Origin of the sequence: Aquabacterium sp. (assembly GCF_030652515.1) — a bacterium.
GTDB lineage: Bacteria > Pseudomonadota > Gammaproteobacteria > Burkholderiales > Burkholderiaceae_C > Aquabacterium.
The window spans coordinates 1-18355 of record NZ_JAUSAR010000067.1 but is presented as its reverse complement, the minus strand read 5'-3'; the positions used below and the strand labels follow the sequence as shown (position 1 = coordinate 18355).

The 18355-nt window shown below is 62.2% G+C and carries 18 protein-coding genes; 14 read left to right on the top strand and 4 right to left on the bottom strand.

All coding sequences use genetic code 11. The features are described 5' to 3' along the window. The first annotated feature begins 20 nt into the window (after positions 1-20). The 3 genes from Q7V20_RS08005 to Q7V20_RS07995 all read left to right on the top strand — a co-directional run bounded on the left by Q7V20_RS08005 (position 21) and on the right by Q7V20_RS07995 (position 2516). The gene (locus Q7V20_RS08005; protein ID WP_304788954.1) at positions 21-596 is read left to right on the top strand and encodes a hemerythrin domain-containing protein; all 576 of its coding nucleotides are present in this window, start codon (positions 21-23) and stop codon (positions 594-596) included. 132 nt (positions 597-728) lie between these two features. Then, positions 729-2276, top strand: a complete 1548-nt coding sequence (locus Q7V20_RS08000; protein ID WP_304788952.1) for a PAS domain-containing methyl-accepting chemotaxis protein — start codon at positions 729-731, stop codon at positions 2274-2276. 15 nt (positions 2277-2291) lie between these two features. Next, positions 2292-2516 (top strand): hypothetical protein, encoded by a 225-nt coding sequence (locus Q7V20_RS07995; protein ID WP_304788950.1) that lies wholly within the window; start codon positions 2292-2294, stop codon positions 2514-2516. Between the two features lie 10 nt (positions 2517-2526). On the opposite strand, the gene Q7V20_RS07990 is transcribed toward Q7V20_RS07995, so the two are convergent. Next, entirely contained in the window at positions 2527-2901 is a 375-nt protein-coding gene (locus Q7V20_RS07990) for a response regulator (RefSeq protein ID WP_304788948.1), read from the bottom strand. A gap of 205 nt (positions 2902-3106) precedes the next feature. Here Q7V20_RS07990 and Q7V20_RS07985 point away from each other — a divergent pair, with 205 nt between their 5' ends. Beyond that, positions 3107-3661: an NADPH-dependent FMN reductase gene (locus Q7V20_RS07985; protein WP_304788946.1), complete on the top strand. Its 555-nt coding sequence runs from the start codon at positions 3107-3109 to the stop codon at positions 3659-3661. Here Q7V20_RS07985 and Q7V20_RS07980 read toward each other — a convergent pair. Beyond that, on the bottom strand, positions 3642-4298 hold the full coding sequence (locus Q7V20_RS07980) for a DNA-3-methyladenine glycosylase I (protein WP_304788944.1): 657 nt from the start codon (positions 4296-4298) through the stop codon (positions 3642-3644). The two genes, Q7V20_RS07985 and Q7V20_RS07980, sit on opposite strands and share 20 nt — an antisense overlap. A 9-nt stretch (positions 4299-4307) precedes the next feature. Between Q7V20_RS07980 and Q7V20_RS07975 the strand changes: the two genes are divergently transcribed. The 10 genes from Q7V20_RS07975 to Q7V20_RS07930 all read left to right on the top strand — a co-directional run bounded on the left by Q7V20_RS07975 (position 4308) and on the right by Q7V20_RS07930 (position 17477). Beyond that, positions 4308-4697, top strand: coding sequence for a hypothetical protein (locus tag Q7V20_RS07975; RefSeq protein ID WP_304788942.1), 390 nt, complete (start codon positions 4308-4310; stop codon positions 4695-4697). A gap of 207 nt (positions 4698-4904) precedes the next feature. Beyond that, complete coding sequence (locus tag Q7V20_RS07970) at positions 4905-6194, top strand: diguanylate cyclase (RefSeq protein WP_304788940.1); 1290 nt, start codon at positions 4905-4907, stop codon at positions 6192-6194. Next, positions 6191-7426, top strand: a complete 1236-nt coding sequence (locus tag Q7V20_RS07965) for a GGDEF domain-containing protein (RefSeq protein ID WP_304788938.1) — start codon at positions 6191-6193, stop codon at positions 7424-7426. Before Q7V20_RS07970 ends, Q7V20_RS07965 begins: the two co-directional genes overlap by 4 nt. A 116-nt stretch (positions 7427-7542) precedes the next feature. After that, positions 7543-8070, top strand: coding sequence for a prepilin-type N-terminal cleavage/methylation domain-containing protein (locus Q7V20_RS07960; protein WP_304788936.1), 528 nt, complete (start codon positions 7543-7545; stop codon positions 8068-8070). A gap of 209 nt (positions 8071-8279) precedes the next feature. Further along, a complete protein-coding gene (leuA, locus tag Q7V20_RS07955; RefSeq protein ID WP_304788934.1) occupies positions 8280-9944 on the top strand; it encodes a 2-isopropylmalate synthase in 1665 nt (554 codons plus the stop codon). A 16-nt stretch (positions 9945-9960) separates the two neighbouring features. Then, on the top strand, positions 9961-10431 hold the full coding sequence (locus Q7V20_RS07950) for a hypothetical protein (protein WP_304788932.1): 471 nt from the start codon (positions 9961-9963) through the stop codon (positions 10429-10431). Between the two features lie 73 nt (positions 10432-10504). Next, positions 10505-11212 (top strand): translesion DNA synthesis-associated protein ImuA, encoded by a 708-nt coding sequence (gene imuA / locus Q7V20_RS07945; protein WP_304788931.1) that lies wholly within the window; start codon positions 10505-10507, stop codon positions 11210-11212. Positions 11213-11218: 6 nt separating this feature from the next. Beyond that, positions 11219-12550 (top strand): DNA polymerase Y family protein, encoded by a 1332-nt coding sequence (locus Q7V20_RS07940; protein ID WP_304788929.1) that lies wholly within the window; start codon positions 11219-11221, stop codon positions 12548-12550. Next, entirely contained in the window at positions 12547-15711 is a 3165-nt protein-coding gene (locus tag Q7V20_RS07935) for an error-prone DNA polymerase (RefSeq protein ID WP_304788927.1), read from the top strand. The genes Q7V20_RS07940 and Q7V20_RS07935 overlap by 4 nt, the downstream gene beginning before the upstream one ends. 92 nt (positions 15712-15803) lie before the next feature. Beyond that, positions 15804-17477, top strand: a complete 1674-nt coding sequence (locus Q7V20_RS07930; protein WP_304788925.1) for a PQQ-binding-like beta-propeller repeat protein — start codon at positions 15804-15806, stop codon at positions 17475-17477. Positions 17478-17481: 4 nt separating this feature from the next. Here the strand turns inward: Q7V20_RS07930 and Q7V20_RS07925 are convergent, their stop codons facing one another. Then, complete coding sequence (locus Q7V20_RS07925) at positions 17482-18168, bottom strand: RES family NAD+ phosphorylase (protein WP_304788923.1); 687 nt, start codon at positions 18166-18168, stop codon at positions 17482-17484. Continuing rightward, on the bottom strand, positions 18165-18355 hold a 191-nt coding region (locus Q7V20_RS07920), incomplete at its 5' end, for an MbcA/ParS/Xre antitoxin family protein (RefSeq protein WP_304788921.1). The genes Q7V20_RS07920 and Q7V20_RS07925, both read right to left, overlap by 4 nt.

The following is an 18355-nucleotide window of genomic DNA, read 5'->3' as shown; positions in this document are numbered from 1 at the left end:
GCATTGAAAGCGAGGACGCCATGACGCACTCACCCGATCGGCCCCTTTCCCACGCGCAAGCGGCCTTCTATGCCCCGATGCCTTTTGACGTGCTTGACAGCTGCCATCAGGAAATCCTGGCCATGCTGGAAGACCTCCACACTTTGATCGAGCACGTGAGCGCGCAGGGTGTCGATGCCTCAGCCAGAACGCTGGCGCGGAGCATCCATTTGTTTTTCACCACCACGGGCCTGCCGCACCACCTGGATGAAGAGCAGCACGTGTTTCCCATCTTGCTGAAAAGCGGTGACCCTGACATGGCCCGCACGATCGAGCACCTTCGGCATGACCATGTCGAGATCGAATCGCTATGGCTGAGTCTGGTGCCCCACCTGGACATGATGGCCCGAGGCTACAACCACCCTCACCTTGGCGAGCTTCGATCTCTGGCCCATCGATTCACTTCGCTTTGCCGACAGCACATCGAGGAGGAAGAGCGTTTGATCTATCCCCGTGCCAAAGCGAATCAGAGTTCGCAAGATCTCCATGTCATGCGCAGGGAGATGGCCGAACGCCGTGATGGGCTGCTGAATCCTGGCGAGGAAAAAGCGCCCTGAACGCCCGAAATGGGGCTCGAATCAAATCTTCTTAAGAAAATCCTGGATCGGCCGAATATGCAAACATTCAACATGATCTTGCCGGCGGATCGAACGCTGTGACCGGTTCCTTTCCTCAGTAAATGGTGGCACATGCGCGACAACCAACCCGTGACTCAACGAGCGTTTGAGTTCCCCGACGATGCCACATTGATGTCCACCACGGACACCCAAAGCCACATCACTTACGCCAACGACGCTTTTGTCTCCGTGAGCGGCTACACGCGTGAAGAGATCCAGGGCCAGCCGCACAACCTGGTGCGCCACCCTGACATGCCCAAAGAGGCCTTTGCCGACATGTGGGCCACCCTCAAGGCAGGTGAGCCATGGACGGCACTGGTCAAGAACCGCCGCAAGAATGGTGATCACTACTGGGTTCGTGCCAATGCCACGCCGGTGGTGCGCCATGGCCAGCAGACCGGCTACATGTCGGTTCGCACCAAGGCCTCCAATGAAGAGATTGCAGCGGCAGAAAGCCTGTACCGCGATTTCCGCGAAGGCAAGGCCGGTAACCGCCAGTTCCACAAGGGTTTGATCGTGCGCACCGGACTGGCTGGGTGGACTTCAATTTTCCAGACCATGCCTGTGCGTTGGCGTATCCGCTCCACCCTGCTGTTGCTGGCGCCCGCGCTGGTAGGCGCAGCATGGGCATTGGGCCTGGCCAGCGGTGTGGCATTCTTTGGTTTTGCTGGCACGGTTGCGGCGTTGTCGCTGCTGGCCAATTGGGCGCTTGAAAGCCAGATCGCCAGGCCGTTGGAACAAATGCGCGATCAAGCCCTGCGTGTGGCTTCGGGCGACATGCAAACAGCCTTGCACATGAACCGTGTGGATGAAATCGGCATGACGATGCGCACGATCGGTCAACTGGGCCTGATGTTCCGCTGGATCATCGACGATGTCCGCGGCCAAGTGCTGAGTGTGCAAACGGCCACCAACGAAATCGCCCAAGGCAACAACGACCTGAGCTCACGCACCGAACAGGCCGCAGCCAGTGTGGAAGAAACGGCCTCGTCGATGGAGCAGATGACCGTCACCGTGAAGAACAACGCCGACACGGCCAGCCAGGCCAACACGCTTTCCGGCTCGGCCAGTGAGGCGGCTGCCAAGGGTGGTCGCGCCGTGGCGGACGTCGTGGCCACCATGAACGACATCACGCACAGTTCCAAGAAGATCACGGACATCATCGGCGTGATCGACAGCATCGCCTTCCAGACCAACATCCTGGCCTTGAACGCTGCCGTTGAAGCCGCACGGGCTGGCGAGCAGGGCCGAGGATTCGCGGTCGTGGCCAGTGAAGTGCGAAGCCTGGCGCATCGCAGTGCAGGCGCCGCGAAAGAGATCAAAACCCTCATCAGCGAAAGCGTTGACAAGGTGGAGTCAGGCTCCAGGCTGGTCAACGATGCGGGCCAAACCATGGACGACATCGTCACCCAGGTTCAGCGGGTGTCGGATCTGATCGCGGAGATCAGCTCGGCCACGCATGAGCAAAGCGCAGGCATTGCCCAGGTAGGCCAGGCCATTGGTCATCTGGACCAGATCACTCAGCAGAACGCGGCCCTGGTGGAGCAAGGTGCGGCGGCGTCTGAAAGCGTCAAGCAGCAGATGGCCTGCCTGGCCGATGCCGTGGGCGTGTTTCGCTGAGAAAATCGGCGGGGCATGCAGTACCTCAAACAGTTGACCCGCTTTTTCTCCCCTCGTCCCGCGCGTTCTGAAGAAATGCAGCGGGCGCAGTCGTTGATCAAGGCCATTGACGATGGCGGGGTGCCGCTCAACCCGGGCAAGGTCAACGACATCGCACGGCAACTGGGGCTGGAAGTCTCCAGCAAGGCGCCCATGGATCAGACCATTCAGCGCATCCGCGAGGCGCTGGCGCGCATGTAAGGTGCCAGGTTCAGGAGCGCTGGGGTACCAAGCTGCTGACGATGTCGATCAGGCGGGAAAAATCCACGGGTTTGGAGATGTACTCATTGCAGCCCGCTGCCAAAGCCCGTTCGCGGTCGCCCGGCATGGCATGCGCGGTGACCGCGACCACCGGGATGCCGCAAGTGGCTTCGATGCCTTTGAGCTCACGCGTGGCCGACAGGCCATCCATGCCCGGCAGGTGACAGTCCATCAGCACCAAGGCGGGATGGGTATCGCTGATCATGGTCAGCGCTTCTTCTGCCGTCGTGGCCTCGACAACCACATACCCTTGTTGCTCCAGCACCAATCGCAATAGCTCGCGATTCAAGGCGTTGTCGTCCACGACCAATACCGTCTGTTCCATGGGAGCCTCATACAACTGCTAACAAGTATCTTCGGCTCACAGAGGCGTTCCTTCTGAAGGCGCACTTAAATATTCCTGAAAACGCATGCTTTGGCAGACCGTTAAACCTGCTGGCTGACAGGGTTCACCACAAGTTCATGCAGCCCGATCGCAATGACGCTTTAATCAAGGCCGAATCCAGCAAGCCAAAGGCAAAGGAGCTTTCATGAGTCAAATCAAAATCGCGGTGGTGGTGGGCAGTTTGCGCAAAGCGTCGTTCAACCACCAGTTGGCCATCGCACTGGCCAAGCTGGCCCCGGCGGACTTTGCTTTCGAGCACGTCCGAATTGACGATCTGCCCCTGTACAACCAGGACGACGATGCCAATCCGGCGGAATCCGTCAAACGGTTGAAGGCGGCGGTCAAGTCGGCCCAAGGCCTGCTGTTCGTCACGCCGGAGTACAACCGTTCTTTTCCCGGTGTGTTGAAGAACGCCATTGACCACGCCTCGCGCCCCTACGGGCAAAGCGTGTGGGGTGGCAAGCCGGCGGGGGTGATCGGTGTCTCGGTGGGCGCCATTGGCACGTCGCTGGCCCAGCAGCATCTGCGCAATGTGCTGGCCTACCTGGATGTGCCTACGCTGGGCCAACCCGAGGCGTTTGTTCAAGCCAAGGAAGGCCTGTTCGGCCCCGATGGCAGCATTGCCAACGAAGACAGCAGGAAGTTCCTGCAGGGCTGGGTGGACCGCTACGTGGCCTGGGTCAGGAAGCTGGCCGTTTGAGGGGCTTCAAGGCAGCCCGCGCGGCCGATGCTGCATTTCGCACGCTGCAGCCTTCGACGTGGTCATTGACCATGCCCATGGCTTGCATGAAGGCGTACATGGTGGTGGGGCCCACGAAAGTCCAGCCGCGCTTCTTCAAGTCCTTGGACAAGGCCGTGGCTTCGGGGGCGATGGGCATGGCCTTGAACGCCTCAAACGTCAGGCGCTTGGGGCGTGCCTGCGATGTTGGTTCAAAGCGCCAGAAATAGCTGGCCAACGAACCAAACTCGTCGCGGATCTCGATGGCCCGTCGGGCGTTATTGATCGTCGAGACGATCTTGCCCCGATGCCGCACGATGCCCGCATCCAGAACCAGCCGCTCGATGTCGCTGTCGCCAAATCGGGCCACTTGGTCCACGTCGAAATGAGCGAAGGCTTGCCGAAAAGCCTCGCGCTTGTTGAGGATGGTCAACCAGCTCAGCCCGGCCTGAAAGCCTTCCAGGCACAGCTTCTCGAACAACTGCCGGTCATCGGTTTCCGCGAAGCCCCACTCCTGATCGTGGTAGCGCTGGTAGGCGGGTGTGGCCTGGCACCAAGCGCAACGCAGGAAGCCAGAGGCGTCGGAAGAGTCAGAAAAGAGTCCTGAAAGCTTGGTCATGGTGAGTCGGTGTTCGGCACAAGCCCTGAGGTTAACCCGAGTGAACTGGCCATTCAAAAGCGCTTTTATCTTGTGTTCATCTGTAACCAGGCTGGGTACGCTGGCTTCCATATGAAAACGCCACCCCTACCCCATCCAGTCGAACGCTCCGCTCAGTCGGCTCAGGGCTTTGTGCAGTGGGATGACACGCCCTCCCTGGCCGATTCCTTGTCCTGGCGCTTGCAAAGAGCGGGTGATGGCAATGGGCCCGTGGTGAATTTTGCAGACACCGTGCCAGCAGCGCTGCTGCCAGCGCAGCCCGCAACGCCGTTTCTCGAACCGGTCGATGGCCTGTCAGTGCGAGAAATCACAGACGATGACCTGTTTGTGCATTTGTTTGGAAAAACGGACGCGGAATAGGGTCTTCAAGACGATGCATTGATGCCTTTTGTGGCAAAAATGCACGTGAATTCGCCCCTGTATCCCGAGCTTCAAGGGGGAAAATCTAGTCTCAAACCATGGTGATTGATTGATGATGGCGGGCCCAGGCACCACCTCAGCCATTCGTGACCATGTTGTATGTTCGACGGTTTTAAGCAGCAAACGCCTGGATCTGCCTCGGTGTCCATGAGCCCTATCGCGCGCGATTTCGTCCCCACGACCGGCTTTGGGGCGATTGATCTTGCGCCAGTTGATTACGGCCCGGTCTCAGCGGGCTCTGCCGAGCAAATTGACCAATTGCTGTCAAACGGCTTTCCCACATTGCGTTTTCCTGCTGAACTTGAACAGCGCTTTCAGCACGACACGGCCGCTGACCGCCTGAGGGTCATCATCATCACAGCGGCACTGGTCGTCATTTTGTTCAATGGCTACCTGCTGACCGACCTGTTGATGATTCCGGATGTCTTTGCCGAAGCGGTGGCGCTGCGCACAGGCTTGTTCACACCCGTGACCCTGATCGGCCTGTACGTGCTGATCAAGACCCCCCACCCCTTGTTCCGAGAAGTTTTGGTGCTGTTGGCTGCCGTGCTGGCGGCGAGCATTGTTCTGTATCTGCCCAGCATCAGCAAGGATCCTTTGGCCGGCCCCTACCTGGTCGGCCTGGCCATGGTGGTGATGTTCAGTCATTCCGTGGCGCAAATGCGTTTCTGGATGGCTATCGCGCTGGACATCTTCATTGCCATTGGCACGGCGGTGGCCTTGCATTTCATCCCGCCCGCGCCCATCGAGGTCATGATCCCCTCGGCCCTGGTCCTGATCTCGACGGTGACCTTCACCTTGTTCGGCTGCTACAGCCTGGAGCGCGACGAGCGCCAGAACTGGCTACTACGGATCCGCGAAACCAATCTGCTAGCCGCCCTGAAAACCGCCAACGAGCGGCTGGACAAGATTTCGCGCTCGGACTTGCTGACCCAGGTGGCCAACCGCCGACATTTCGATGAGTTCCTGACGCGAGTCTGGGAGCGTGCCGAGGTGGACGGCAGCGAGGTGTCCTTGATCATGATCGACGTGGATCACTTCAAGGCCTACAACGACCACTATGGCCACCCTGCCGGCGATGAATGCTTGCGGCAGGTCGCCGGCACGCTCAAGCGTCGGCTGCGGCGCCCTGGCGATTTGGTGGCCCGATTTGGCGGTGAAGAGTTCATCGCCGTCCTGACCGGCACCACCTTGCCGATTGCCTTGCAGGCGGCCGACCGCATCAAGGTGGCCATCGAGCGGCTGCGCGTGCCCCATGTGGGATCGCCGACCAGCTCGTTCGTGACCGTCAGCGTGGGCGTGGCGTCCATGCGTCCGATTGACCGTGGTACCAGTCAGAAAACCTTGTTGATCAAAGCCGATGAGGCGCTTTACCGCGCCAAGAACAGTGGGCGCAATCGGGTCTGGCCAGACCCTGATGCCGAGGGCGCCGCATGAGCACGGCCCAGGCCTCGATCGAGGTCGACAAGCTGCGCATGAACCAGGTGCAGGATCTGCTGAACCTGGGCTTTCGGTGGATGAAGTTTCCGGCCGCGCTGGAGCATCAGTTTCTCAGCCAGGATCCTCAGCAGCGTTTGCGGCATTTCATCATCAGCGGCTTGATTTCGCTGATGGTGTACGACGGTTTCCTGATCGCGGACTACCTGATGATCCCCGATGTGTTTTCCATCGCGGTCCAGCTGCGCCTGCTGATTTTCACGCCCATGGCCCTGATCGCCTTGCTGGTGCTCTGGTTGAATCGGGACAAGCCTTTGATGCAGCATCCGGTGGTGCTTGATTCTGCGGTCTTGATCAGTGGTTTGTTAGCCGCAGCCACCCTGGCCTATGCCCTGTCGATCACCCGCAGCCCTTTGAGCGATTTTTACCATGCGGGATTTGCCGTGGTGGTGATGTACGGCAACCTGGTTCAGCGTCTGCGTTTTTGGTCGGCGGTGGGCTTCTCGCTGGCCGTGCTGGCCATCCAGGTCGTTGGCGTGGTGGTGCTGCCCAACTTCAATCCCCGGCTGGTGTGGCCCATCTGCTCACTGACGGCTGCCACGGTGGCCTTCTCGCTGTGCGCCAACTACGTCATGGAGCGAGACAAGCGCCGCCGCTACCTGCTGAGCGAACGTGAGCGTGCGCTGGTCAAAGACTTGAGCGAGGTGAACCTGAAGTTGCAACAGCTGTCCCGGGTGGATGTGCTGACCGCGCTGTTCAACCGCCGCCACTTTCAGGAATACCTTCAAGACCTGTGGCAACGTGCCAAACATGGGGGCACTGAAATGGTCATCATCATGATGGACGTGGATCATTTCAAGCCCTACAACGACCACCATGGCCACCCTGCAGGAGACGAATGCCTGCGCCAGGTGGCCAGCGTGATGCAGAACAGCCTGCGCCAGCCAGGCGACATGGTGGCCCGTTACGGTGGTGAAGAGTTCATTGCCGTGCTGCCCAACACCTCTTTGGCGCTCGCCATGCAGGCGGCCGGGAGGCTTCGCAAAGCGGTGGAAGACCTGGCGATACCGCATGAAACATCGTCCACGTTGCCGGTGGTCACGGTCAGCCTGGGGGTGGCCTGGTGCAATGCGGCCACACCTGGCGCCACACCCGATGGCTTGATCGCCAGGGCAGACCGCGCGTTGTATGACGCCAAACGCCAGGGGCGTAATCGGGTTTGCGCGCTTTAAGACACGACATTGTTCGTGTGAAATGCCCTGAATGGGCCTCAAGCCACCACCAGATCAGCCGAAAACGGAACCATGAGACCTCCTCAGGTCGAGTTATACCCGTTGAAGGAATGATCGTGACGTGCACTACTCATCAGAACAAGAAGCAAACTGGGCTCACCATTCTGGAAGTGGCTGTGGTGGTGGCTGTTCTGGGCCTGGTCTCGGGCATGGCACTGCCAAAGATCAACAGTTACCAGTCCAGTCATCGGATTTCCAAGCTCATGGATGTGCGCGGATCGGTGGCGGCCGCGGCGGCCATCACGCACAGTTCAGCGGTGGCGCAGAAGAAGCTCGGTAGCAAGCAGGCCTGCACGGCCAATGGCGAGATGGCAGTCTTGTCCAAAGAAGGCCATGGCCATTTGTGCACGGAGTCGCACACCTTGGTGGCCTTTACCCACACCTACCCTTCTGCCTCGATTGAGGGCATTGTGGCTGCCGCTGAAATTGACACCCATGAGCATGAAGTGTTGGTGGCAGGCAGCTCGGTCACGATTCGCTTGGCTGACAGCCCCTCGCCAGAATCCTGCCAATTCACTTACACGGCCGCGACAGCCGCCAGCACCATTCCGATCTTGAGTGCGGCCAATACATCCGGTTGCTGAATCAGTGCTTGACTTCAAGCTGATTGACAAGCCACACTGCACCCATGAACTTGTCGATGACCACCCTCGCCCTGCTATCGCTAGCCACCCCGGCTGGCATGGGTGCGAGCGCGTGCGTTGAGTCTGGTTGACCTTTCAGCCACACCAACCTCCAACACCCCTCCAGCCAGCTTTCGAGCTGGCTTTTTCATTTCTGGAGCATTTTTATCATGTTGAAAGACCCCTCTCAAAAATACCGCCCAGCCCCCACCGTTGACTTGCCAGACCGCACCTGGCCCCAACAGCGCCTGACCCAGGCACCTGTGTGGATGAGCACCGACCTGCGCGATGGCAACCAGGCGCTGTTCGAACCCATGGATGGCGCCACCAAGCTGCGCCTGTTCAAGACCCTGGTCAAGCTCGGTTTCAAGGAAATCGAAGTGGCGTTTCCTGCGGCCTCGCAAACCGATTTCGACCTGGTGCGAACGCTCATCGATGATGGGCACATTCCCGATAACGTGACCATCGAGGTCATTACCCAGGCTCGGGAGGACCTGATCCGCCGCACGTTCGAAGCACTGCGCGGTGCACCGCGCGCCATCGTCCATCTTTACAACGCCACGGCACCCGCGTGGCGCCAATGGGTGTTCAACATGAGCCAGACCGAGGTTCGGCAATTGGCCGTCAACAGCGCCCGCCTGATCAAGCAGTTGGCCGACGATCATCCCGAAACCCATTGGACGCTTCAGTACAGCCCCGAGACCTTCAGCACCACCGAGCTGGATTTCGCGTTGGAGGTTTGCAATGCCGTGACCGAGGTCTGGCAACCCACACCGGAGCGCCCGGCCATCATCAACTTGCCGGCCACGGTCGAGGCATCCACCCCCAACGTCTACGCCGACCAGATCGAGTGGATGCACCGCCACCTGGCCCGCCGTGATGCCATCGTGCTGAGCGTGCACCCGCACAACGATCGAGGCACCGCCGTGGCCGCGGCCGAGCTGGCCTTGATGGCGGGCGCGCAACGCGTTGAAGGCTGCTTGTTCGGCAATGGCGAGCGCACCGGCAATGTCGATCTGGTGACTTTGGCGCTCAACTTGTACAGCCAGGGGGTCAGCCCAGGCCTTGATTTTTCGAACCTGCACGCCTTGGCGCGCGAGGTGGAGCAATGCATCTCGCTGCCCGTTCACCCGCGCCATCCTTATGCGGGCGACCTGGTCTTCACGGCGTTTTCGGGCTCGCACCAGGACGCCATCCGCAAAGGCATGACGGCCCAGGTGGGGCAAACCTTGTGGGCCGTGCCCTACTTGCCCATCGACCCGGCCGATGTGGGGGGCAACTACGAGGCGGTGGTGCGGGTCAACAGCCAATCGGGCAAAGGCGGCATCACTTATTTGCTGGAGTCGGCCTACGGGCTGGTGTTGCCGCGCCGTGCGCAGATCGAATTCAGCGGCATCGTGCAACGCGTGGCCGATGACACGGGGCGTGAGTTGACCTCCAGCGTCTTGTGGGATTTGTTCCGCGGCGAGTACCTGGAGCGCAGCACGCCGCTGGCGTTGGTGAGCCATCAGCTTGAAACGCATGAGGCCGTGACCCACGTGAGCCTGGCCATGAAGGTGGATGGGCAGACACGGCACCTGGTCGGCCAAGGCAATGGCCCATTGGATGCCGCCTGGCATGCCTTGCAGGCACTGGACCTGCCGCCGGGCGTGCAATTGCAAGGCTATGAAGAGCACGCCACAGGCCAGGGCTCCGACGCGTCGGCCTTGGCCTGGGTTGAGCTGGGCGGGCCGGGCGTGGCGGGCAGCGTGCACGGTGCGGGCTGGCATCCCAACCTGGTCACGGCCTCCTTGCAAGCCCTGGTTCAGGCGCTCAACCGGCTGAACCGGACGTGAGACGTAAGATCGGCAGATGACTGAAACGACACCTGTGAAAGAAGCCCGCCTGTGGTCCGACAACGGCTGGACGGCCCGCGTCATCAAGAACAACGATGACGACGGCTGGGCCGTGGAGATGCTGAAAGACGGCCAACCCGAGCCCGCCCTCGTAGGCCCCTGGACCATGGGGCGGGACAAGAAGAACCCCAAGCCGCTGGACACGGCGGCCTTCAACACCTTGGTCAAGACGGCCTCGGAGGTGATCCGCCGCCACGAGCAGCAACTGCACGCCACCTTGCACAAGGAGGTGGTGGTGACGGTGGCTGCCCACCAGTGGCGCGTGACGCTCGATATCGTGGCCGACGAGTACGAGCCCCATGCGCTGCTGGCCGCTCACGACGATGGCGGTGACCAGGTGGCGCAGGTGCGGGTGTCGGCCAGCTTCAAGCTGAACATGGCCTCCGCCACAGCGTGGATCGAGGACGAATTCAGAAAACCCCGCTGACGTCACTTTTCTCAACACGGCATGGCAAGGCTGCGGTACGATACTGTACAAATAAACAGTATTCATGCCTTCCATGTCACTCGTCCACCGGTCCCTTGCCTTGCCAGACCACATCGCCCAGACGGTGTGGCGTGGCAATGCGCTGGGCGGGCAGGCCACACCGGTGTTGTCGACGGGGCACCCGGCACTCGATGCTGAACTGCCCGGAGGTGGCTGGCCCTGCCAGGCCTTGACCGAGGTGCTGCAGGCGCCGGGGGTGCATGCCGAATGGCGCCTGCTGTCGCCTGGGCTGGCCCGGCTCGTCTCGCAAGGCGGCACGGTGTTGCTGGTCAACCCGCCGCACAGCCCGCACCTGCCGGCCCTGCGGCGAGAAGGCCTGCGCGAAGATCGCCTGGTCTGGATTCAAACCCGCACCCCCACCGAATCCCTGTGGGCCACGGAGCAAGCCTTGAAGTCGCGCAGTGTCAGCGCCGTCCTGGCCTGGTTGCCCCAGGCCCGGTCTGAGCAACTGCGGCGATTGCAGGCCTGCGCCATGCACCACCCTGCGCTGGCCTTCATCTTCAGGCGCCTGGCTTCACGCACAGAGGCCTCGGCCGCACCGCTTCGGCTGGAAATCAGCGTCAGCGGCTACCCGCCCAAACTGCCGCCACCGCTGCGGGTGAACATCCTGAAGCGGCGCGGGCCCTTGCTCGACCGCATCATTGAACTGCCCCATTGGCCTGCCGGGCTGGAACCCTTGATCCAGCGGTCCGTGTCAATCAAGGGCTGCGGCCCGTGGTGATGGCCCATGCTGCTCTGGATCGCGCTGCTGCCCGAAGAGGCCTCCTCGTCGCCTGACGACAACCTGGATGCCTTGTCGCTCGCCTGGTGGGCCTTGCAGTTCACGCCCCGCGTGGCCTTGCTGGACGAGGGCGTGGTCATGGAAGTGCAGGCCAGCCAGCGTCTTTTTGGGGGCTCTCAGAGCCTGAAGCGACTGGTGGTGGAAGGCGCAGCCCCCCTGGGGTGGACGCGGTGGGCTTGCGGCCCTACCGCCTTGGCCACGCTGGCGCGGGCCCGCTACGGGCGCCCCACCAAAGGCAAAAGCAACCGCCTGGACGAGCTGCCCTTGTCCACCATCAGCGCCGTGCACGCCCACGAGGCCACCTTGTCCAGACTGGGCTGCCAGACCCTGGGCGACGTTCGCCGCTTGCCTCGGCATGGCATGAGCCGCCGCTTCGGCGCGGCCTTGCTGCTGGCGCTGGACCAGGCGCATGGCACCAAGCCCGAAGCCTTTGAGTGGGTGCAGGCCCCAGAGCGCTTCGACTTGCGGCTGGAGTTGCCAGGCCGGGTGGACAACGCCGCCTCGCTGGTGTTCGCGGCCAAGCGCTTGCTGCAGCCCTTGTGCGCCTGGCTGGCGGGTCGCCACAGTGGCGTCAGGGCCTTGACTTTGCGCTGGCAGCTTGATTTTCACCGCCGCGATGTGGCCGGCCAAGGTGAACTGATCATGCGCCTGTCCGAGGCCTCACGCGACATCAACCGCCTGCACCGGCTGCTGGCCGAGCACCTGAACCGCACCACGCTGGGCGGCCCGGTGGGCGACCTGAGCCTGCACGTTGACGAGGTTGAAGCGCTGGCCATCGACAGCGATTGCCTTTTCCAGGAGCACAGCACGCTGGGCCTGGGCGCCGGGCCGGATGCCCTCGCCTCGCCTGCCGCGCAGCGCCAACAACGGCAGGCCTTGTCCACGCTGCTGGACAGGCTCTCTGCCCGGCTGGGCAAGGAGCACGTCAGGCAAGCGGTGGTGCAAGCAGACCACCGGATCGAGCACACCCAACACTGGGTTGCGGCCGTGGATGCACTGCCTTCTTCGAGCAACACCGGCGCTGTCCCGGTTCAGCCCATCGCCGACCACCCCCAACCCGCCTGGCTGCTGCCACAACCTCAAGCCTTGAGCTTGAGCCCCCTGCAATGGCTGGCCGGGCCCCATCGGGTCGAGGCCGGTTGGTGGGATGGGCAAAGCGTGGCCCGCGACTACTACCTGGCGCACAACGACCAGGCCGGGCTGTTGTGGGTCTTCCGTGAGCGGCATGTGCAGGAAACCCAGTCCAGCCCCTTGTTCCTGCACGGCATCTTTTCATGACGACGGGCCGGCCCAGCCGGGCAGCCCTGCCCGCTTACGCCGAGCTGCATTGCGTGTCCAACTTCAGTTTTTTGCGAGGCGCGTCGCACCCAGGTGAGTTGGTGGACCGTGCTTTGGCCCTGGGCTACACCGCCCTGGCCCTGACCGATGACTGCTCCGTGGCCGGCGTGGTGCGTGCTCACCTGGCCTTGCGCAAGGTGCACGAACAGGCCCTGGCCGATGGCAAAGATCCACCCGATTTCAAGTTGATCATCGGCAGTGAGTTCACTGTGCAGGCCGAGCCTGATTTCAAGCTCGTGGTCCTGGCCTGCGACCTTGAAGGCTATGGTCGGCTCTGCGAGTTCATCACCCGGCTTCGGCGTGCCACGCCGGGCAAGGGCCCCGATGCGCTCATGCTGCAAGACATCCCGTCCTCAAGCCTGGAAGGCTGCCTGATCCTGATGGTGCCCCACCGCCGCACGCCATGGCCCCAGTTGCAGCACCAAGCCCAGTGGCTGCAGGCTCACTTCGAGGGGCGCTGCTGGCTGGCGGTTGAACTGCTCAATGCCCTGGACGACGCCTGGTGGCTGCGCCGCCTGCGCGAGCTTGGCGAGCAAAGCGGCGTGCCCCTGCTGGCCAGTGGCGATGTCCACATGCATGTGCGCTCTCGCAAACCTCTTCAAGACGTGCTGACCGCCACGCGCCTGGGCAAACCTTTGCCAGACTGCGGCCTGGACCTGCAAGCTCACGCTGAACAGCACCTGCGCAGCCGCTTGAGGCTGGCCCGCCGCTATCCCGCCGACCTGCTGGCCGCCACACAAGACGTGGTGGCACGTTGCCACTTCAGCCTGGACGAACTGAGCTACGAATACCCCGAAGAGATCGTGCCACCCGGCGAGAACGCTGCATCACACCTGCGCCGATTGACACTGGAGGGATGCCTTGGGCGCTTCCCGGATGGCGCCCCCGCCGAAGTCACAGACCAGATCGAGAAAGAGCTGGCCCTGATCAGCGAACTGGGCTTTGAAAAATACTTCCTCACCGTTCACGACATCGTTCGGTTTGCCCGGTCCCAAAACATCCTTTGCCAAGGGCGCGGCAGCGCCGCCAACTCCACCGTGTGCTACTGCCTGGGCATCACCGAGATCGACCCGGCGCGCAACACGCTGCTGTTCGAGCGCTTCATCTCGCGCGAGCGCAACGAGCCGCCCGACATCGACGTCGATTTCGAACACCAACGCCGCGAAGAAGTCATCCAGTACCTCTACGGCAAATACGGCCGCGACCGCACCGCCCTCACCGCCACGGTGATCACCTACCGCACCCGCAGCGCCTTGCGTGACGTGGGCAAGGCTTTGGGGATCAAAGCCGAAGTGATCGAACGCGTGGCCGAGAACCACCAGTGGTGGGACGGACGATGCATCGACCCGCAACGTTTGCTTGAACTGGGCATTGAGCCCACCGAACGCCGCATCCAGCAATGGCAGGAGCTGACCTGCATCCTCGTCGGCTTTCCACGCCACCTCAGCCAGCACACGGGCGGCTTCGTGATCGCCCGCAAAGCGCTGACCCAACTGGTGCCGATTGAAAACGCCACCATGCCCGAACGCTCGGTGATCCAATGGGACAAGGACGACCTGGACGCCTTGCGCATGCTCAAGGTCGATGTGCTGGCGCTGGGCATGTTGTCGGCCTTGCGGCGTGCCCTGGATTTCATCAGCATCCGGCGGGGCCACACCTTTGCCTTGCAAGACATCCCTGACAAAGACGAGCCCACCTTCGACATGATCTGCCAGGCCAACACCATTGGCGTGTTCCAGATCGAAAGCCGTGCGCAGATGAACATGCTGCCGCAGTTGCAACCGCGCACCTTCTACGATCTGGTGGTGGAGGTGGCGCTGGTCAGGCCAGGGCCCATCCAGGGGGGCATGGTCAAACCCTATCTCTTGCGCCGATCCGGACAGGAGGCCAACGATTGCCCTGAATTGCTGAAACCCGCCCTGGCGCGCACGCACGGTATCCCGATCTTCCAGGAGCAGGTCATGCAGGTGGTCATGATCGCGGCGGGCTTCACCCCCGGCGAGGCCGATGACCTGCGCCGGTCCATGGCGGCCTGGAAACGCCATGGCAGCGTCGATAAGTTCCACCAGCGCATCACCCAAGGGATGACCAGCCAAGGCTACACCGCCGAATTCGCCGAACGCATCTTCCAGCAGATCGAAGGCTTTGGCGCCTACGGTTTCCCTGAGTCGCACTCGGCCAGCTTTGCCTTGCTGGTCTACGACAGCGCCTGGATCAAATGCCACGAGCCCGCCATTTTCCTGGCCGCGCTGCTCAACGCCCAGCCCCTGGGCTTTTACTCGCCCAGCCAACTGGTGCAAGACGCCGCACGCCATGGCGTGACCGTTCTGCAGCCGGATGTGGTGCACAGTGGCCTGGAATGCACCCTGGTTGACCTCACCGATCAGAGTCGGCAACCTTCTGTTCGCCTGGGCCTGGCCATGGTTGGCGGGCTGTCATCGGAGGCCGCCACGCGCATTGTCGAGGCGCGACAGACAGGCCCTTTCACGAATGTGGAGGAGTTGTCGCGCCGCGCCCGGCTTGACCAGTCGGACATGCGCCACTTGGCCGCCGCCGATGCCCTGATCAGCCTGGCTGGCCACCGCCGCCAGCAGGTCTGGGAAGCCTCTGCACTGCACCGTGCCCCCGCCCTGCTGCGGGAAGCGCCCGTCCATGAAGACCTGCTGACCCTGCCCTGCGCGCCCGAGGGCGAAGAGATCGTGTTCGACTACGCCTCGCTGGGACTGACCCTGCGCCGCCATCCGCTGGCCTTGTTGCGCCCCAAGCTCGACCAGCAACGCCTGATGTCCGCTGAAACCTTGCGTGAACTCGCCCACGGCAAACTGGCCCGCGCCTGCGGCATCGTCACTGTCCGGCAGCAGCCGCCCACGGCCGGTGGCGTGGTCTTCGTGACCCTGGAAGACGAAACCGGCACCGTCAACGTCGTCGTCTGGAAGCACCTGCGCGACCGCCAACGCCAGGAGTTGCTGCACGCGCGGCTTCTGGCCGTCTACGGCGTATGGCAGCGCGAAGGCGAGGTCCGCCACCTGATTGCCCACCATTTGCGGGATTTGAGCCCTTTGCTAGGCAGGTTGACCACCGAAAGCCGGGATTTTCACTGAAGCCAGGGATTTCCACGATTTAACGCCAACCATTCATCTGTCATTCTGCCCAAATGTGATAACAGCTGTTTCCTAATTTAGAAAGAAGCACCATGACCTTCTGCCTGAGTCGACTCCTCACCATGGCCTGCGTGGCGACAGCCGCACTCGCCGCTGGCCACGCCCAGGCCGCCAAGTGCACCGACACCATCAACACCAGCTCTGCACTGCTGTCCAATGGTTTCGCGTTCAACACGGCCAACACCCGCAACCAGGCGTCATCGATCAATTCGTCCAATGTGGCAAGCCTGACCCTGGCCTACACGCACGTGGCCGAAGGCACGATCGAGAAAAAGGGCGCTCCGGCAGTCACGCAGCAAACGGTGTACTTCTCTGAAGGCCGCGATATCGTGGCGGCGAACCGTGTCGGCGGCTGCGAGTACTGGCGCTATTCAGGCCTGGACAAGACCACCCCTTTCATCGGCTCGAACGCCATCCGATCCTCGTCGGTGTACTTCCTGCCTGGCACCCTGTTCAGACCTGCCATGGTCTATGGCGGCGACTTCTACGGCAACTTTTATGGCGTGAACGCCAAGACCGGCGCCCTGGTCTGGAAAGCCTTCGTGGGCACCGACGCGGGCCGCCATTTCATCACCGGCTCGCCCCAGGCCTACAACGGCACGCTGTTCATCCCCGTGGCCACCAAGGAAGTCATCACCACGGTGGTGGACCTGCTGACCGCCTGCTGTTTCACCCATGGCTTGTTGCAAGCCGTGGACCCGTACACCGGCAAGGTCAAGTGGACATACCACACCTCGGCCGACGCCAAATACAACCCCAACACCGGCACCCGCGGCCCCAACGGCATGAGCTTGTGGGGCACCCCCATGATCGACGCCGCCAATGGCTCCATCATCATCGGCACGGGCCAGAACCTGAGCCTGCCCGCCACCACCAACTCCGACTCGATCATCGCCCTGAACATCAACACAGGTGCGGTCAAGTGGGTGTATCAATCAACGGCGGGGGATGCCTGGAACGCGGCCTGCCAGGCCCCATCCGGTCTGGACAGCCATTGCTCGCGCCCTGAAGGCGGTGACTTCGACTTTGGCGCGCCTCCGATCCTGGCCACCTTGCCCAATGGCAGCAAAGCCATCATCGCTGGCGCCAAGAACGGTGCGGTCTATTCGCTGAACCCCAAAACTGGCACCCTGAACTGGACCAGGCGCCTTGGCGCCGGTGGCAGCCTGGGCGGCATCCACTGGGGCATGGCCGTTGACACCAAGAACGTCTACGCCGCCGTCACCGACATCTGGGTGAACAAGATCCAGCGCCTGTCGATCGCCGACCTGCTGGCCCTGCAAGGCGCCATTGGCGACAACATGGGCCCGGTGCCCAATGCCAAGCCTGGCCTGTATGCGCTGGACTTGAGCACTGGCAACCTGGTCTGGGAAAAGCACCTGACGCACGACTACCAAGGCACGCCATACGCCACCTTGTTCTCGGCCGCGCTGTCGGTGACCAACGATGTCTTGCTGGCGGGCAGTCTGAACGGTGAAGTCAAGGCCTTCCGCACCAGCAATGGTGAAGAACTCTGGTCCTACAACACGGCCGTGGGCGTCATCGACGTCAACGGCGTGGCGGGCAAAGGCGGCACGATTGACTCCGTGGGCGCTGTGCCTGCGGGCAAGGACCTGTTCGTGAACTCGGGCTACGGCAGCTTTGGCGGCCTCAATCCATGGCAAGCGGGCGAAGGCAACGCGCTGTTCGTGTTCCGCCTGCCCTGACAATTCATGCGCTCAGCTTTTCGTAGACATCAGCAAAAGTCTGGCCATTCCAGACGTACAGCAGATGTGCCGCGTGCACGCACTGGCTGGCGCCTTTGGGCTTGAACAGGCCGACGCACTCGCCACCCGGATGGCGCACGCTGCGGTAGGCCACACCCGCCGATCCTTGCTTGCGCAATTGCTTGCCCAAGTCTTGTGATGCGACGTAGCTTTCAGCGGCGTGCACACCGACACCATCCGGGTCCAGCGGACGCAGATCGTGCACTTGCGCGCTGATGCGCACGGCGTAGAGGCGCATCGGCAACTGCATGGCCGGCTGCTTGGTGGCGGCCAGGAATTTAGCGTGGTGGTATTGGGTCTCGGCCACGGCGGTGTCTTTGTCGTGCGCGGCATAGAACACACCGTAGCTGCCGTCTGAAAACCGGCTGCCTTCCGGATTGAGGTGGGTGAAGGCCGCCATCACGGGGCCGGAGCCTGGGCCGACCAGCCGGTCTTCTTGCGCCACCAGGTCCACTTGGCCGACTTCATCGCGGATGCGCTCGTTGGTCAGGGACTCAAGTGCATACAAGGCGTCAAAATCTTCAGACTCGGCCACGCGGTCAAACAGGTACACCGTGGGGTAGCGCGTGGGCACGATGCGATGGGCTGGCTGCCAGCGCAAGCGCCGGACTTCAGGAGCTACCGGGCTCATGCCCAGCCGCCGCTGCGCACCGAATCCAGGTAACGGCGAACCAGGTTCAAATCACTGACATTGCCTGCCAGCATGCGGTCCAGGGCCGAGCGGCCACCGAACAATTCGGCCGTGTTGGGTTGGCGTACCCAGGCGTCGGCCGCCTGCGGGTCGGGCAGCAGGATCTGCAAAGACTTGTAGATGCCCA

Excerpts from the sequence above, each read along its gene's own strand:
- Q7V20_RS08005 (WP_304788954.1), top strand. The coding sequence starts at position 21 with ATGACGCACTCACCCGATCGGCCCCTTTCCCACGCGCAAGCGGCCTTC.
- Q7V20_RS08000 (WP_304788952.1), top strand. The coding sequence starts at position 729 with ATGCGCGACAACCAACCCGTGACTCAACGAGCGTTTGAGTTCCCCGAC.
- Q7V20_RS07995 (WP_304788950.1), top strand. The coding sequence starts at position 2,292 with ATGCAGTACCTCAAACAGTTGACCCGCTTTTTCTCCCCTCGTCCCGCG.
- Q7V20_RS07990 (WP_304788948.1), bottom strand. The coding sequence starts at position 2,901 with ATGGAACAGACGGTATTGGTCGTGGACGACAACGCCTTGAATCGCGAG.
- Q7V20_RS07985 (WP_304788946.1), top strand. The coding sequence starts at position 3,107 with ATGAGTCAAATCAAAATCGCGGTGGTGGTGGGCAGTTTGCGCAAAGCG.
- Q7V20_RS07980 (WP_304788944.1), bottom strand. The coding sequence starts at position 4,298 with ATGACCAAGCTTTCAGGACTCTTTTCTGACTCTTCCGACGCCTCTGGC.
- Q7V20_RS07970 (WP_304788940.1), top strand. The coding sequence starts at position 4,905 with ATGAGCCCTATCGCGCGCGATTTCGTCCCCACGACCGGCTTTGGGGCG.
- Q7V20_RS07965 (WP_304788938.1), top strand. The coding sequence starts at position 6,191 with ATGAGCACGGCCCAGGCCTCGATCGAGGTCGACAAGCTGCGCATGAAC.
- leuA (WP_304788934.1), top strand. The coding sequence starts at position 8,280 with ATGTTGAAAGACCCCTCTCAAAAATACCGCCCAGCCCCCACCGTTGAC.
- Q7V20_RS07950 (WP_304788932.1), top strand. The coding sequence starts at position 9,961 with ATGACTGAAACGACACCTGTGAAAGAAGCCCGCCTGTGGTCCGACAAC.
- imuA (WP_304788931.1), top strand. The coding sequence starts at position 10,505 with ATGTCACTCGTCCACCGGTCCCTTGCCTTGCCAGACCACATCGCCCAG.
- Q7V20_RS07940 (WP_304788929.1), top strand. The coding sequence starts at position 11,219 with ATGCTGCTCTGGATCGCGCTGCTGCCCGAAGAGGCCTCCTCGTCGCCT.
- Q7V20_RS07935 (WP_304788927.1), top strand. The coding sequence starts at position 12,547 with ATGACGACGGGCCGGCCCAGCCGGGCAGCCCTGCCCGCTTACGCCGAG.
- Q7V20_RS07930 (WP_304788925.1), top strand. The coding sequence starts at position 15,804 with ATGACCTTCTGCCTGAGTCGACTCCTCACCATGGCCTGCGTGGCGACA.
- Q7V20_RS07925 (WP_304788923.1), bottom strand. The coding sequence starts at position 18,168 with ATGAGCCCGGTAGCTCCTGAAGTCCGGCGCTTGCGCTGGCAGCCAGCC.